This window comes from Virgibacillus dokdonensis, assembly GCF_900166595.1.
Lineage (GTDB): Bacteria > Bacillota > Bacilli > Bacillales > Amphibacillaceae > Virgibacillus > Virgibacillus dokdonensis.
In genome coordinates this window covers 265,936-280,048 of the sequence record NZ_LT745762.1, presented here as the reverse complement: position 1 = coordinate 280,048, position 14,113 = coordinate 265,936, and the positions used below count along the sequence as shown (strand labels likewise).

Here is a 14,113-nt window from a genome sequence, read left to right as displayed (position 1 = left end):
TCCACACTTGAAAAGTACTACGTCCCTTCACAGAGTGTACATGGTTTCTACATAATGAGTATGATAAAATAGTGTACATCTGTTTTCTTACTAGATTGGAGGATAAAACAATGGCACACGTACCATTTATCGCTATTGAAGGACCAATTGGTATAGGGAAAACCTCCCTTGCTGAAAAATTGTCCGCCCATTTTCAATTTCAGTTGCTAAAAGAAATCGTTGAAGAAAATCCATTTCTAGGAAAATTTTACGAAAATATTGAGGAGTGGAGTTTTCAAACAGAAATGTTCTTTTTATGCAATCGATTTAAGCAACTAGAAGACATTGACAAACAATACTTACGCAACGGAAAATCTGTCGTTGCTGATTATCATATATCAAAAAACATGATTTTTGCCAAGCGTACTTTACCCGAAGATAAATTCGATAAATACGAGAAAATTTATCATATTTTAACAGCAGATATGCCTGTACCGAATATGATGATTTATTTGCATGCAAGTTTAGATACCATTTTAGAACGCATCCGAAAACGTGGCAGGGAAATGGAACAAAACATACAAGCACCTTACTTGGAACAGCTTGCAGCGGATTATGAAGACTTTATGAATCAATTTGAAAAACTGCACCCAAATATTCCAGTTATTCGTATTGATGGAGACAAGGTAGATTTTATTTGTTATCAACAACATTTAGATCAGATTATGGAACAAGTGTCCATGAATTTGAAGCAACTGAACTGCAAATAAAGAAGAAATGGAAATAGAAGGAGAATTACACCAATGAACGCAAGAGAAAAATATCACATCCCTCATGATAGCATTATTACGATCGCAGGTACGGTCGGGGTCGGAAAGTCAACGATGACAAACGCTCTAGCAAAAGCATTAAACTTTAAAACATCGTACGAAAAAGTAGATACAAATCCATATTTAGAAAAGTTTTATGGTGATTTTGAAAGATGGAGTTTTCATCTACAAATTTATTTTTTAGCAGAACGGTTTAAAGAACAGAAAAAAATCTTTGAATATGGGGGTGGCTTTATTCAAGACCGCTCTATCTATGAAGATACAGGCATTTTTGCAAAAATGCATTACGATAATGGAACAATGTCCAAAACTGATTATGAAACTTACACGAACTTATTTGAAGCAATGGTCATGACCCCGTATTTCCCACATCCTGACCTACTTATTTATTTAGAAGGTTCATTCGAAGCGATTATTGAAAGAATTCATGAACGTGGACGGGAAATGGAAAAGAACACGGATATTTCCTATTGGAAAGAATTGTATTATCGTTATCAAGAATGGATTAATAACTTCAACGCTTGCCCTATCCTGCGAATCGATATAGCTGATTATGACTTGATGAAAAAAGAAAACTCAATTGAACCTATTCTAGAGCGTGTCGGCCATTTTATCCAGCAATCTCGTCGTTGGAAATCTCGTGACCGTGTATAAAATAATTTTTCTATCCGTGGGGGGAGTTTCCCCACGGATTGTTTGCACTATTTTGATGAAAATACTATAAAAAACGTTACAGCTTGTATCGAGAGCCACCATCTTCTATGTAAAGCGTCTACAGGTACGTTTTTTATAAAGTGAATTTTCAATCAGTAGAGGGGGTTTTTTCATCCCTCACTGATCGTTAAGTGAACCAACTGGAGATTTAGGTACTGTTATCTCCCACTTAGACTTGTTCTTGAAGTGGGAGTACTTACAGCACCTTATATGACAAAATACTTTTCTATCCCAACTAAAAGCTAATATTTCTTGTTCATTCTCCTAATTCAATAGAACGATCTCTTGCTGCATAAATACATTTGCTTATTACTTGTTGAAAATCTTGTTGTGCTAAAGTTTGGATCCCTGCTTCTGTTGTACCTGCTGGACTTGTTATTTTCTTGCGTAATTCTGCTGCCGTTTCATTTGTTTCACGCAACATGTTTCCAGCACCTAGCACTGTCTGATGAATTAACTGTTTAGCTGTCTCTGGATTCATGCCGGATTCAATAGCTGTTTGCTCCATTGCTTCGACAAGATAATAAATATACGCGGGTCCACTTCCAGAAATCCCTGTCACCAGATGCATTTCTTTTTCTTCCACTTGAATGGTTGTTCCAATCGTATCGAATAATTTCTTCGCTATGCTCATATGCTTTTCTAAAGCGTGCGTTCCAGTACATAAAGCAGTAGCTGAAAAACCGATGGAAGCAGAAGTATTAGGCATCGCTCTAACAACAGGGGTAGATATGCCAATCCACTGCTCTATCTTTTCCGTTGATATTCCTGCTGTAACTGAAACAATCAAATGCCTCTCTTCTATATATGGTTGAATGGAAGCAAGTGCTTCTTTCATATCACACGGCTTTGTAGCCAATACAATGACATCTGACCATTCTATTAGTTGTTGTTTATCACGCATACTGTCTATGTGATACTTTTGCTTTAAATCAGCTATTCGTTGGTGATTCGTTCGATTTGTTATCATAATGTGCTGTTTATCGATAATGGTTGATTCAATTAAGCCAGAAATAATTGCTTCGGCCATAGAACCAGCACCAATAAATGCAAGGTTTTTATCCATCGTAGTAACAACCTCCTTGTTAAAATCATTTATAGAAAAACTTAGCTTCTCGCTAAGTCTCTATACCATAAACCTTTTAAAAATTTGATTTGTCAAATTAAGCGAGACAACATGCTTTTATCAAAATCCTGACCGACATAATCTATGAAACACTCCATTGGTGTTTTGTATTTCAATGATTTCCTTGGTATGTTATTCCGACGGAGTGCAACCTCAGAAATATACTCTTGTGACACAGGATTAAAGTCCATTTCTTTTGGTAGCCCATTCTTTCTCAGAAGACCGTTGGAATGCTCATTTAGCCCCCTTTGGGATGGCGTTCCAGGATCCNAAAAACGGGAAATACATGCCATTGAAAATCATTGATTCTAGCACGCTTCCATTAAACTTAACGAATCATAAGTGGGCAAAGTTCCGTAAAACAAAAGCAGGAGTTAAGCTACATTTACGACTTATATTTATGAATAAAGATACCGTCTATCCTGAAAAAGCAGTGATTACAACAGCCAAAGAACATGACAGAAATCAACTGGAAGTTCTCGTAGACGACAAAGAAGCCATGTATGTGTTTGACCGTGGATACGTTGATTATGAACGATTTGATCGAATGACAGATGAAGGCTATTTTTTCGTATCAAGACTGAAGAAAAACGCCATCACTCGTGAAGTAGAATCATTTTCTATACCTAAAGATTCTACGGTTTTATCCGACAAGATGGTTTACATCGGTTCGACGCAAAATCGTACAGAGAATGTATTCCGCCTACTTGAAGTAGTGGATACAAAGGGAAACATTCTACGATTAATTACTAACCGTTTCGATCTAAATTCCGAAGAGATTAGTGAAATTTACCGTCAACGGTGGGCCATAGAGCTATTTTTCAAATGGCTCAAACAGCATGTAGAGATCAAACACTTTTATGGCATGAGCGAAACTGCCATTCAAAATCAAATCTTCCTTGCGCTCATTGCTTACTGTTTACATGTACTTATCCAGTTAGAGATGAGGAGTAAGAAGTCCTTACTCCGAATTAGCCGCTGGTTAAATAAAGCGCTGTGGAAACCTGCGTACATCTGGATTCGCAGATTTGACGATAGATCTATTCCGTAAATACATACAGTGTCGCTGTTGCTAATAGTTTAATTGTATAATTTTTCCAAATGGACAGACCACCTTTGTTTAGCCTTTGTCTTTTTGGCAAAAAATCCTGCAAAGATGTTTACTGAATTTTCAAACCATATTTATGCAATGCTAGTGGTACTATATGCATAAAACAAATCATTGTCAAGTTCAAACAATTAAAAACGTACTTACATCAAAAAAATCGCTACAATGTAACGATTTTTTTATCTCCAAGATTTTATGCGCTAATTTTAAAAATGGAGGAGGTAGAGGGATTCGAACCCCCGCGGGCTGTTACACCCCTGTCGGTTTTCAAGACCGATCCCTTCAGCCAGACTTGGGTATACCTCCGTGGCGACAAGATATAATATACCATGTTCTTAACATACTTGTCAATTCCTAATTACTATTTTTTTATTTACTAACATAGATATATATTTCTCAAAGGTTGGCACAGAATTATGCATAAAGCTGTGCCAAGACCTTGCTATACCTCTTTTACAACCATACCTGCATACCTGTCATGCGGAAGTACAGCTCCAGCTTCTCCTTCAAAGGAATGTCGGTTAACAATGTATTGTAAGTTACTTAACGTGTCACGATAAGCCATTCGTTTAAAAAGTTGTATCGGTGTCAACTCAAAACCTGTTTTGCTTCGTAATTCTAGCCCCATCAATTTATAACCCACCGTTTGTCTACATTGCTTTAGTTGTATGTACTCGAGCGACCACATGACAACGGTTGGGGTTACTACAGTATGAATAAACTCATTCTTTACTTTTTTCCGTAAAACGTATTCAACCCCAACAGTTACAGCGGTAGAAATTGCTACATCAATAAAAAGAGCCTTCATCCTTTGTTTGGTTAACGACTTCATTTCATCCCCATTTCTTCTAGAAACTTTTAGGTAATATCTTACATACTAAGAAAGTGGGGGATAAAAGAACCACCCACTAATTACCGCAACATCAATCAAAATTATTTCTCCGTTTTATAAAGAAATTCCTTCCTTACCCTGTCAAGAGCTGTCTCATCCGTTAACAATTTTAGCGCTGTAAATGCCACTGCTTTTGCTCCAACAATTAATGCTTCATCTGCTTGCTTTGACTTGGCAGCTTCTCGAAACGAAACAGTATGACCAATTAAACTACTCGAGCCAATTTTAATATGCGGATGAATTGTTGGAACTACTTGGCTTATATTCCCTGCATCTGTCGAACCTAAAGCTTGCGAATAACGTTCAAGTACTGTCTCTCCTAATTGCTCTATTTCCGTTTTAAAAATATCATCTAGACTCTCATTGATAATAAAATTATCCACTTCATTTTGAAATGGAGATACTTTTACTTTGGCTCCTGTTGTTAAAGCAGCACCCTCTGCAATTGCTTTTACTCGCTCCGTAACTTGATTCAAACCTTCCCTTGTTCTTGCACGAATGAAAAATCGAGCTTTCGCATAATCAGGTACAACGTTAGGAGCGTCACCGCCATCTGTAATAATGCCATGTATCCGTACATCGTTTGAAACATGTTGACGTAAAGCATTGATGCCATTAAACAATTGAATAACCCCATCTAACGCATTAATTCCTTGATCTGGATGCGCAGAAGCATGAGCAGTTTTACCAAAAAATTCAAAGTCGAGCGGATCTACTGCCAATGTAGGACCTGTCAGCCGTGTATCTGCACCAGGATGAAGCATAAGGGCTGCATCAATGCTTTCTGTAATTTTAGCTTTAACAAAGCTGCCTTTTGCACTGCCATTCGGTCCACCTTCTTCAGCAGGCGTTCCAAAGACTACTACTTCACCACCTACTTCATCGATTACTTGACTTAAACCAATGGCAGCACCAACACTTAACGTACCAATGATATTATGACCACATGCATGACCGATCTCTGGTAAAGCATCATATTCCGCTAAAAACGCAATTCTCCTTCCGTCCAAAGCACTTTTCTTTCTAGCGATAAACGCAGTAGCATGCCCTGCCACATCCAATTGAACATCAAAGCCATTTTCCACTAAAATATCTGTTAATGTTTTAGCAGCATATGTTTCTTGATTTCCAATTTCAGGATGAGCATGGATATCATGACTAATCTGAATATATCTTTCCTTATTAGCCGCTATATTTTTTGCTATTTCCTGTTTCCAAATCGTTGTCGTTTCTGTAGTAAACGTCATTATTATCACCTCATTTTAAATTTAGTAGCCAATTTCACTTAATGGCACAAAAGTTGGAATAGAATTTCCGTCACGTTCTTTTTCAATAAATTTAGCTACATCTTCGGTTTGGTAAATCTCTGCCAGCTTCGTCAATACTTGGTCATCTTTATTCTTTTCCTGAACAGCAATAATGTTAATATAGGCTGTAGCTGTTTCATCCTCATGATATATAGCATCTTTTAATGGACTTAATCCTGCGTCTACGGCTATTCCATTGTTTATAATTGAAGCATCCACATCAGGAAGGACTCTTGGCGTTTGCCCAGCAACAAGTAATTCAAATTGCAGATTTCTTGGGTTGTCAATGATTTTATCTAAAGCACCATTGCCATCGAAGTCTTCCGCTAATTTAATCAAACCTGCGTCCTGTAATAATAATAAACCTCTTCCCATATTGGTAGCTTCTTTTGCTAAAGCAATCGTCCCTCCTTTAGGTATGTCCTCTGTGGTACCATGTTTTTCCGAATATAACCCCATTGGAGCAATGACCGTCGTGGCAATTGGTGTTAAATCTAAATCATGTTCTTTTATAAACGCATCAAAATAAGAAACCGTTTGGAATGCATTTGCATCAATCTCTCCTTCTGCTAAAGCCAAATTAGGTTGCACATAATCGGAGAAACGAACAATTTCTACGTTTATCCCTTCATCCTTAGCTTTTTCCGCTACATAATCCCAAATCGTCGTATCAGAACCGCTAATACCAACTTTCACCGTGGAACTAGCTTCACTGCTAGAACAAGCGCTAATAATAATTAATGGAATCAATAGGAAAAATAAAGCTGCTAATCTTTTCATAAAAAACTCTCCTCGTATATATTTTCAGGCGTTTTTTACTCATCCACCTGTTTTCATTCTTACTACGTATTCCTCTAAGCATATCCTACCACGTTCCCAGTAAACCTTATTATCTTCGTCGCACTCGTCTGGCTAGGTAGTTTCCGAGGGACTGTAATCCTTGTACCATGATGATAAGGATCCCTACAGTAAGGAACATCACGACCGTGTCAAAACGTTGGTAGCCATATGTAATAGCTAAATCACCCAGGCCTCCTCCACCAACTGCTCCAGCCATTGCAGAAGCTCCTACTAAACCAATTGTTGCAATCGTTATGCCTAGTAATAACGAACTTCGTGCTTCTGGTAAAAGAAAACGAGTCATAATCTGCCATGGCGTTGCCCCCATTGCTTGTGCTGCTTCTATAACCCCTGGGTCAACTTCCAGTAACGAGTTTTCTATTAATCTAGCAATATAAGGGCCAGCAAATAATATCATTGGTACAATTGCAGCAGCTGTTCCAATCGAAGTTCCAACAATCAGCCTTGTGAATGGAATAACGGCTACCATCAAAATAATAAATGGAATAGAACGAAATATATTTATTCCTGTGTTTAATATAGTGAAAATAATTTTATTTTCCCAAAGATGCCCCTTTCTCGATACGACTAATAAAACACCTAATACAAGTCCGATAAGAAAAGAGAAAATTAATGATACGCCGACCATGACGACCGTTTCCCATAAAGCTTGTAAGAGTTGTTCTTGATCAACTAACATCTGCTAACACTTCCTTTACAGTAACCTTTTGTTGATGAATATGTAGCAAAGCTCGTTTCATCTCCTTCTCTGTACCTGAAAATTGAACGATTAAATTGCCAAAAGGAATCCCTTGTATTTCTGTAATGCTGCCATACAGTATATTGACATCTACGGTATACGTTTTAGCAACTTGTGATAATAAAGGCTCGCCTGCACTATTACCGACAAACACAATGCGATATATATGCCGGTCTTCTCGCTGTTCACGAAGTAACGCATAAATCGACTCCGGTATATGGTCATTCATCACAGAACGTACAAACTTAGCAGCAATCGCTGTTTTTGGTTTTGAAAATACTTGAAATACACTGCCCGACTCCACTATTTTTCCTTGATCTAAAACACCAACCCGATCACAAATCGCTTTGATGGCACCCATCTCATGCGTAATCATTAAAATCGTCACTCCATATGCCTGATTTACCTGTTTTAACAGTTGCAAAATAGATTTTGTTGTTTCTGGGTCAAGTGCAGATGTTGCCTCATCACATAAAAGCACTTTCGGATTCGTAACTAAAGCACGAGCTATCCCTACGCGTTGTTTTTGCCCTCCAGATAGCTGATCGGGGTAACTGTTTGCTTTATCTTCTAAACCAACAAAAGCGAGTAACTCTAATACTCTTTTTCTCACTTCCTCTTTAGGACGTTTTGCCACTAGTAGAGGCATCGCTACATTCGTAAACACTGTTTTTGAATGTAAAAGATTAAAATGTTGAAAAATCATACCGATATTCCGTTTTGCTTCACGTACTTCTTTTGCAGTTAATTGTAAGAGATCCTTTCCATCTATGATTACTCTTCCAGATGACGGACGTTCTAAAGCATTCACACAGCGTATGAGCGAGCTTTTTCCTGCACCACTAAATCCAATCACACCATATATTTCTCCTTTTTTTACCTGTAAATCCACGTTGTGCAATGCTTTAACAGATTCACCTTTTCCTTCATACACTTTCGTTACCTGATCAAATATAATCATTGAACCAATCCCCCATTCTTTTTCACTTAAAATCGCTTTGTATGGCAATTGTTCCATGTGAAACAATTCCATGGATCTAGCTTTTCCAAAAATAACAAAGATGTTCTTATACTATAAACCTTTAAACTTTTATGCTTTCCTATAGTATAAAAAATACCCCTTCCATAAGAAGAGGTATTTTTTATACATATCCTCTTCTTATCTTTCAAACTACTTGTTTGCTGGATTTGGCACAGTACTCATATGAGTCCGCTGCCGAGGCTTCTATGGGCCAGTCCCTCCACCTCTCTAGATAAGAAGTATGTTATTTTTTGGCGGTAACACCACCGTTTTGCTTAAGTTATAAACTCTGAAAATTCCACCCTTTCCTATTGCGTAAAAAGAAATCCCTCCTTATACAAATAAGAAGGGATTTCCAATCTATTGGTTTCCGCTTCTTATTTTTCAAGCATGCTTGCTTGTTGGATTTAGCACAGTACTACTTACGAGTCCGCTGCCGAGGCTTCTAAGGGCCAATTCCCTCCACCTCTCTGAATAAGAAGAAATATTATATTTATTTTTGATCAAGATATTGTGTTATATCATACTACGGTTTCCTTTACTTGTCAAACAGATTTTTAGAAAAAATGGGCTATCGCCAAGCCTTTATTGCGATAAAAATTTTATCCGCGGATGTTTCCTGTTATCTTTCAGACTATGTTCCTTTTAAAAAAAAGATGCATGAACCGTTGTTCCAGCCTTCGTCAATAAGCCCAAAATGCGACTTTGCTCTTCTATTTACCATTTGACTCACAGTAAATGTTTGAATTGGCTTATTGAATGACCTTTTTTCCTCCCATATATGGACGCAATGCTTTTGGAATAACAACCGTTCCATCCTCTTGCTGGTAATTTTCCAAAATAGCTGCAACAGTTCGACCAATAGCCAATCCAGAGCCGTTTAATGTATGCACAAATTCTGGTTTTGCTTTTGCTTCTCTACGAAAACGGATATTGGCACGTCTTGCCTGGAAGTCTTCAAAATTAGAGCAAGAAGAAATTTCCCGATACGTATGCTGACTAGGGATCCATACTTCGATATCGTACTTCTTAGCTGCTGTAAAGCCTAAATCTCCTGTACACATACTCATCACACGATAAGGAAGCTCTAATAACTGTAATATTTTCTCTGCATGATTTGTTAACACTTCCAATGTTTCATAGGAATCTTCAGGTTTAACAAAATGGACAAGCTCGACTTTATTAAATTGATGCTGACGAATCAGACCTCTTGTGTCTCTTCCAGCAGATCCTGCTTCAGAACGAAAGCAGCTACTAAATGCAGCAAATTTTTTCGGTAAATCATCTATCTTTAAAATATCATCACGATAATAATTTGTTACTGGCACTTCTGCAGTCGGAGCTAAATAATAATCCCATTCTTCTAGTTTAAAGGCGTCTTCTGCAAATTTTGGTAATTGCCCTGTCCCAGTCATACTAGTTCGATTCACAATTTGTGGTGGCAACATTTCTTCATAGCCATGTTCATCCACATGGAAATCTAACATCAGGTTCCATAATGCACGCTCTAATCTTGCACCAAGTCCTTTATAAAAGACAAACCTGCTCCCAGTCACTTTGCCAGCTCGTTCAAAGTCAACGATGTCTAAGTCTGTTGCTACATCCCAGTGAGGCTTTGGTTCATAGGAAAATGGCGTCTTCTCTCCCCAACACCGCACCTCGACATTATCATCTTCATCTTCACCAATTGGTACACTTTCATGAGGAATATTAGGAATAGACAACATGATTTGCTCTAAATGTTCATTAATTTGCTTTAATTCGCTATCCAACTCAGCAATTTGGTCGCCTACTTCTCTCATTTCTTTAATCGCAGGCTCAGCATCTTGCTTTTCTCGCTTTAGTACAGAGATTTGTTTCGATACTTCATTTCGCTTCGCTTTTAACTGCTCTGTCTCGGAAATTAGTTGACGACGCTTTTCATCTAACTCGCCAAAATGATCCAGTTCTGATAAGTCCTCACCACGATGCGCTAATTTTTGTTTTACTTCTTGGAAATGGTGACGTAAAAATTTCAAATCTAACATTTGAGTTCCTCCTTATATGATTTAAATTAAAATGGATCCCTTATTTAAGAAGAAATTAGCTTGTCGCCAATTTCTTATGGCAGAAGAGCGCTAAATTGTTTTATACTATAGACCCTTTCTTTCTATAAGTGTAAAACACGTTTTAACAATACGAGCCATTTTTCACCTAAAACTTTAAATACAAAAAACTCCCGTCCCTATGAATAGGGACGGGAGTTTTACCCGCGTTGCCACCCTGATTGAAGAACGCAACAAAGCACACTCTTCCAGCTTAAACGTGATAACGGCACATATCCGGGTTTATTTACTCTATCGTTCGATAAACCAGCTCAAGGATGGATTCATAGTTGTTTTACATCGATTTGCACCACCCATCGACTCTCTACTGAAAAACAAACTACTACTATTTCCTGTCAAAACTGTTATTGTCTTGTTTATTATCTTCTATGATAACCGATTTTTCATATATAATCAACTACAACCAACATAACAATTTATGATTTATTGGTAGCTGTCAAATGAATAAAGTAAGAAATTAACCTATGGTCATCCGTTAATTCAGGATGAAAGGCTGTAGCAATAAATGGGCCTTGACGAACAGCAACAATATGCTCGTCATACGTAGCTAGAATTTCAACATTCTTTCCGACTTCCACTACGTATGGAGCGCGGATAAACACTGCACGAAAACCTTCTGCAATACCAGCTACATCCAATTCTGCCTCAAAACTGGCCACTTGACGTCCAAATGCATTTCTAGCGACAGTCATATCAATCAGACCTAGATGCCCTTCTGCTTGTCCTACAATCGATTTTGCCATGATAATTAAGCCAGCACAAGTACCGAAAATAGGTTTACCTTTGTCTGCGAAATTTTGAATCGCTGTAAAAATTCCATAACTATCCATTAACCGTCTGATAGTTGTACTTTCACCACCAGGCAAAATTAACCCATCGATTTCTTCTAGCTGTTCTTTTCTTTTTATTTCTACAGCATTAGCCCCACATGCATGAATGGCACGGATATGTTCGCGTACCGCCCCCTGTAGTGCGAGGACTCCAATTGTTGTCATAAAACATGCCTTCTTTCTTACTCGCTACGATCTTGCATTCGGTCATGAGCTTCAATTGTAGCCATATCTAGCCCTTTCATCGCATCGCCAAGATCTTTGGAAAGTTCTGCAATTAGTTTATAGTCTTGATAATGTGTCGTTGCTTCCACGATAGCTTTGGCGAATTTAGCCGGATTTGCTGATTTAAATATACCAGAACCAACAAATACACCATCAGCTCCTAATTCCATCATTAGTGCTGCATCGCTTGGCGTAGCAATACCACCTGCTGCAAAATTAACTACAGGCAAGCGACCCTCTTCACGAATCTGCAATAATAATTCAAATGGCGCACCAATCTCTTTCGCATATGTCATAACTTCATCACGGGACATAGCAGACACCATGCGAATTTCCGATTGTACTTGGCGCATATGACGCACAGCTTCAACGATATTTCCTGTACCAGGCTCTCCTTTTGTCCGTAGCATCGAAGCGCCTTCGCCTATACGACGAGCTGCTTCCCCAAGATTACGGCAACCACAAACAAACGGTACCGTATAATCAGATTTATTAATATGATAAATATCATCGGCAGGAGTTAAGACTTCACTTTCATCAATATAGTCTACACCCATCGCTTCTAAAACACGTGCTTCTGTAATATGTCCAATTCGAGCTTTGGCCATCACTGGAATGGATACAGCTCCAAGTACTTCTTCTGTAATTGTCGGATCTGCCATCCGAGCTACGCCACCAGCAGCTCGAATATCCGAAGGAACACGTTCAAGTGCCATAACAGCTACTGCACCTGCTTCTTCAGCGATTTTAGCTTGTTCTGCATTGACAACATCCATAATGACGCCGCCTTTTTGCATTTCTGCCATACCTCGTTTTACACGTTCTGTACCTATATTTGACAAAGCAACCGCCCCCTAATCTCATTCTTATTTCGTATTCTTCATAAAAGTATTACTATACACAATGCTGACTATGCTTAAAACAAACCTTTAATCCAGTCTACCACTGTATTAAATAAATCAACAAAGAAATCACCTATTGCTCCTATTGTTAACATAAACCAATTCGATTTCTCCACACTAGTGTCAGTTACAACATCTACTGTACTATTACTATCCTTGGTAATATACCCATAATCATTATCAGCTTTATACATAATTTGAGCTGTCCCTATTTTTTCACCTTTTTTAATAGGTGCTGTTAGCTCGCCGTCTTTATTTAACTTTTCTTGATCCAGTGTATACGTTATTTTATACAAATCTTTTTCATCTGGTTTGATTGGCAAAGATACAGATTCAGCAAGTGATATGCTTACATCATCTTTCTTTCCTTTATTAACCGGAATGCTAGATTTATCTTCCAATTGATACCCGGCAGGGAAAATTTCTGTATTCTCAAATTTTTGAAAGCCGTAATCTAGTAATTTAGCAGTTTGCTCAAAACGCTTTGCTTCGCTTTTCGTTTTCATGACAACAGAAATTAAACGGCGATCTCCCTTTTTTGCAGTTCCAGTAAAGGTATAGCCGGCTAAATCGGTGAAACCAGTTTTTAAACCGTCAACACCTTCATAATAAAATTCTTCAAAATTAGTTTTATCATGCTGGAGCATCCAATTTAAATTACGAAGCTCCTTGCCATCAAATTTCACGGTCGGCTTGCTTGATATTTCTAAAGCCTTTGGAAAATCATGAATAAGATGGTAAGCTAATAAAGCTGCAGACTTCGCAGAGAGATAGTTCACTCCATTGGGATCTGTCCCTTTTGGATGGTTGTCCCCTAATGATTCATTTTCAATTCCAGTTGAATTGACAAATTCAAAATCTGGCAGACCCATCTCTTCTCCCTTTTTATTCATTAATTTGACGAATTCTCCTTCTGAACCGGCAATAAGTTCTGCAAGGGCAATGGTAGCTGCATTATCCGAATTAATCGCCATTGCATGATAAAGATCTTTTACCTTATAATCCTTCGCTTGCTTTAATCCGATTCCGGAGAAAGTTGAATCTGCGGAAATGCTGTATGGGTAGTCGCTAATCTGTGTTGTTGTATCCCAGCTGATTTGACCTTTTTCAACAGCTTCCCATACTAAGTACTCTGTCATCATTTTGGTCATACTAGCTGGAGGAAACAATTTATCCGCATTTTTAGCAAATAAAATTTTCCCTGTATTTGCATCTACCAAGATAGCAGATTCTGCTTCAAGATCTACTTCTGAAGCTTGCGCAGATAATGGCTGTATTGCGATAGAAAATGCCATTATAACGGCTGCCAGAAAAATAAAGAAACTTTTTCTCATAACATGTTTCACTTTCTTGTACCCCCAACTGTAGTTTAACCTTTTCCTTCCTATGTATGTCCAAAACGTTTGCTAGCCATTAATTTTATCAGTAGTTTTCTCTTTTTTAAACATACATAGAAAAATAACGTACACCTTTT

General features: G+C 38.0%; 12 protein-coding genes, 1 tRNA gene, 2 pseudogenes, 2 riboswitches and 1 other annotated feature. Of the genes and pseudogenes, 3 read left to right on the top strand and 12 right to left on the bottom strand.

Going from position 1 to position 14,113, the window contains the following annotated elements; translation table 11 throughout:
* Positions 1–110: 110 nt before the first annotated feature.
* Together B2C77_RS01675 and B2C77_RS01670 are read left to right on the top strand one after the other, a co-directional pair.
* The gene (locus B2C77_RS01675; RefSeq protein WP_077702106.1) at positions 111–749 is read left to right on the top strand and encodes a deoxynucleoside kinase; all 639 of its coding nucleotides are present in this window, start codon (positions 111–113) and stop codon (positions 747–749) included.
* A gap of 33 nt (positions 750–782) precedes the next feature.
* Complete coding sequence (locus B2C77_RS01670; protein ID WP_077702105.1) at positions 783–1,463, top strand: deoxynucleoside kinase; 681 nt, start codon at positions 783–785, stop codon at positions 1,461–1,463.
* A 316-nt stretch (positions 1,464–1,779) separates the two neighbouring features.
* Here B2C77_RS01670 and proC read toward each other — a convergent pair whose 3' ends face one another.
* Both proC and B2C77_RS01660 read right to left on the bottom strand, forming a co-directional pair.
* Complete coding sequence (proC, locus tag B2C77_RS01665; RefSeq protein WP_077702104.1) at positions 1,780–2,589, bottom strand: pyrroline-5-carboxylate reductase; 810 nt, start codon at positions 2,587–2,589, stop codon at positions 1,780–1,782.
* A 92-nt stretch (positions 2,590–2,681) separates the two neighbouring features.
* A pseudogene (locus B2C77_RS01660) lies at positions 2,682–2,924 on the bottom strand (transposase); the annotation flags it as partial.
* 5 nt (positions 2,925–2,929) lie between these two features.
* Between B2C77_RS01660 and B2C77_RS01655 the strand changes: the two are divergent.
* Positions 2,930–3,700, top strand: a pseudogene (locus B2C77_RS01655) (IS4 family transposase); the annotation flags it as partial.
* Between the two features lie 270 nt (positions 3,701–3,970).
* Here the strand turns inward: B2C77_RS01655 and B2C77_RS01650 are convergent.
* The 10 genes from B2C77_RS01650 to B2C77_RS01605 all read right to left on the bottom strand — a co-directional run bounded on the left by B2C77_RS01650 (position 3,971) and on the right by B2C77_RS01605 (position 13,985).
* Positions 3,971–4,063: transfer RNA gene (locus B2C77_RS01650), tRNA-Ser, on the bottom strand.
* Between the two features lie 136 nt (positions 4,064–4,199).
* Positions 4,200–4,589 (bottom strand): RDD family protein, encoded by a 390-nt coding sequence (locus tag B2C77_RS01645; RefSeq protein WP_077702103.1) that lies wholly within the window; start codon positions 4,587–4,589, stop codon positions 4,200–4,202.
* Positions 4,590–4,690: 101 nt separating this feature from the next.
* Complete coding sequence (locus tag B2C77_RS01640) at positions 4,691–5,896, bottom strand: M20 family metallopeptidase (protein WP_077702102.1); 1,206 nt, start codon at positions 5,894–5,896, stop codon at positions 4,691–4,693.
* Between the two features lie 21 nt (positions 5,897–5,917).
* Positions 5,918–6,736 (bottom strand): MetQ/NlpA family ABC transporter substrate-binding protein, encoded by an 819-nt coding sequence (locus B2C77_RS01635; RefSeq protein WP_077702101.1) that lies wholly within the window; start codon positions 6,734–6,736, stop codon positions 5,918–5,920.
* 109 nt (positions 6,737–6,845) lie between these two features.
* On the bottom strand, positions 6,846–7,496 hold the full coding sequence (locus tag B2C77_RS01630) for a methionine ABC transporter permease (protein WP_077702100.1): 651 nt from the start codon (positions 7,494–7,496) through the stop codon (positions 6,846–6,848).
* Entirely contained in the window at positions 7,486–8,517 is a 1,032-nt protein-coding gene (locus B2C77_RS01625; protein ID WP_077702146.1) for a methionine ABC transporter ATP-binding protein, read from the bottom strand. Before B2C77_RS01625 ends, B2C77_RS01630 begins: the two co-directional genes overlap by 11 nt.
* A gap of 195 nt (positions 8,518–8,712) precedes the next feature.
* Positions 8,713–8,816: riboswitch (SAM riboswitch) on the bottom strand.
* 135 nt (positions 8,817–8,951) lie between these two features.
* A riboswitch (SAM riboswitch) is annotated at positions 8,952–9,058 on the bottom strand.
* A gap of 271 nt (positions 9,059–9,329) precedes the next feature.
* Positions 9,330–10,604 carry a serine--tRNA ligase gene (gene serS / locus B2C77_RS01620; protein WP_077702099.1) on the bottom strand — a complete coding sequence of 425 codons (1,275 nt, stop codon included), beginning with the start codon at positions 10,602–10,604 and terminating at the stop codon, positions 9,330–9,332.
* Positions 10,605–10,806: 202 nt separating this feature from the next.
* Positions 10,807–11,030, bottom strand: a binding site (T-box leader).
* 68 nt (positions 11,031–11,098) lie between these two features.
* Positions 11,099–11,677 carry a pyridoxal 5'-phosphate synthase glutaminase subunit PdxT gene (pdxT, locus tag B2C77_RS01615; protein WP_077702098.1) on the bottom strand — a complete coding sequence of 193 codons (579 nt, stop codon included), beginning with the start codon at positions 11,675–11,677 and terminating at the stop codon, positions 11,099–11,101.
* Between the two features lie 17 nt (positions 11,678–11,694).
* Entirely contained in the window at positions 11,695–12,579 is an 885-nt protein-coding gene (pdxS, locus tag B2C77_RS01610; RefSeq protein ID WP_077702097.1) for a pyridoxal 5'-phosphate synthase lyase subunit PdxS, read from the bottom strand.
* A 74-nt stretch (positions 12,580–12,653) separates the two neighbouring features.
* Positions 12,654–13,985, bottom strand: coding sequence for a serine hydrolase (locus B2C77_RS01605; protein WP_077702096.1), 1,332 nt, complete (start codon positions 13,983–13,985; stop codon positions 12,654–12,656).
* Positions 13,986–14,113: the final 128 nt, after the last annotated feature.

Bases quoted from the DNA above. Each gene is read 5' to 3' on its own strand.
- B2C77_RS01675 (WP_077702106.1), top strand. From the start codon at position 111: ATGGCACACGTACCATTTATCGCTATTGAAGGACCAATTGGTATAGGG.
- B2C77_RS01670 (WP_077702105.1), top strand. From the start codon at position 783: ATGAACGCAAGAGAAAAATATCACATCCCTCATGATAGCATTATTACG.
- proC (WP_077702104.1), bottom strand. From the start codon at position 2,589: ATGGATAAAAACCTTGCATTTATTGGTGCTGGTTCTATGGCCGAAGCA.
- B2C77_RS01645 (WP_077702103.1), bottom strand. From the start codon at position 4,589: ATGAAGTCGTTAACCAAACAAAGGATGAAGGCTCTTTTTATTGATGTA.
- B2C77_RS01640 (WP_077702102.1), bottom strand. From the start codon at position 5,896: ATGACGTTTACTACAGAAACGACAACGATTTGGAAACAGGAAATAGCA.
- B2C77_RS01635 (WP_077702101.1), bottom strand. From the start codon at position 6,736: ATGAAAAGATTAGCAGCTTTATTTTTCCTATTGATTCCATTAATTATT.
- B2C77_RS01630 (WP_077702100.1), bottom strand. From the start codon at position 7,496: ATGTTAGTTGATCAAGAACAACTCTTACAAGCTTTATGGGAAACGGTC.
- B2C77_RS01625 (WP_077702146.1), bottom strand. From the start codon at position 8,517: ATGATTATATTTGATCAGGTAACGAAAGTGTATGAAGGAAAAGGTGAA.
- serS (WP_077702099.1), bottom strand. From the start codon at position 10,604: ATGTTAGATTTGAAATTTTTACGTCACCATTTCCAAGAAGTAAAACAA.
- pdxT (WP_077702098.1), bottom strand. From the start codon at position 11,677: ATGACAACAATTGGAGTCCTCGCACTACAGGGGGCGGTACGCGAACAT.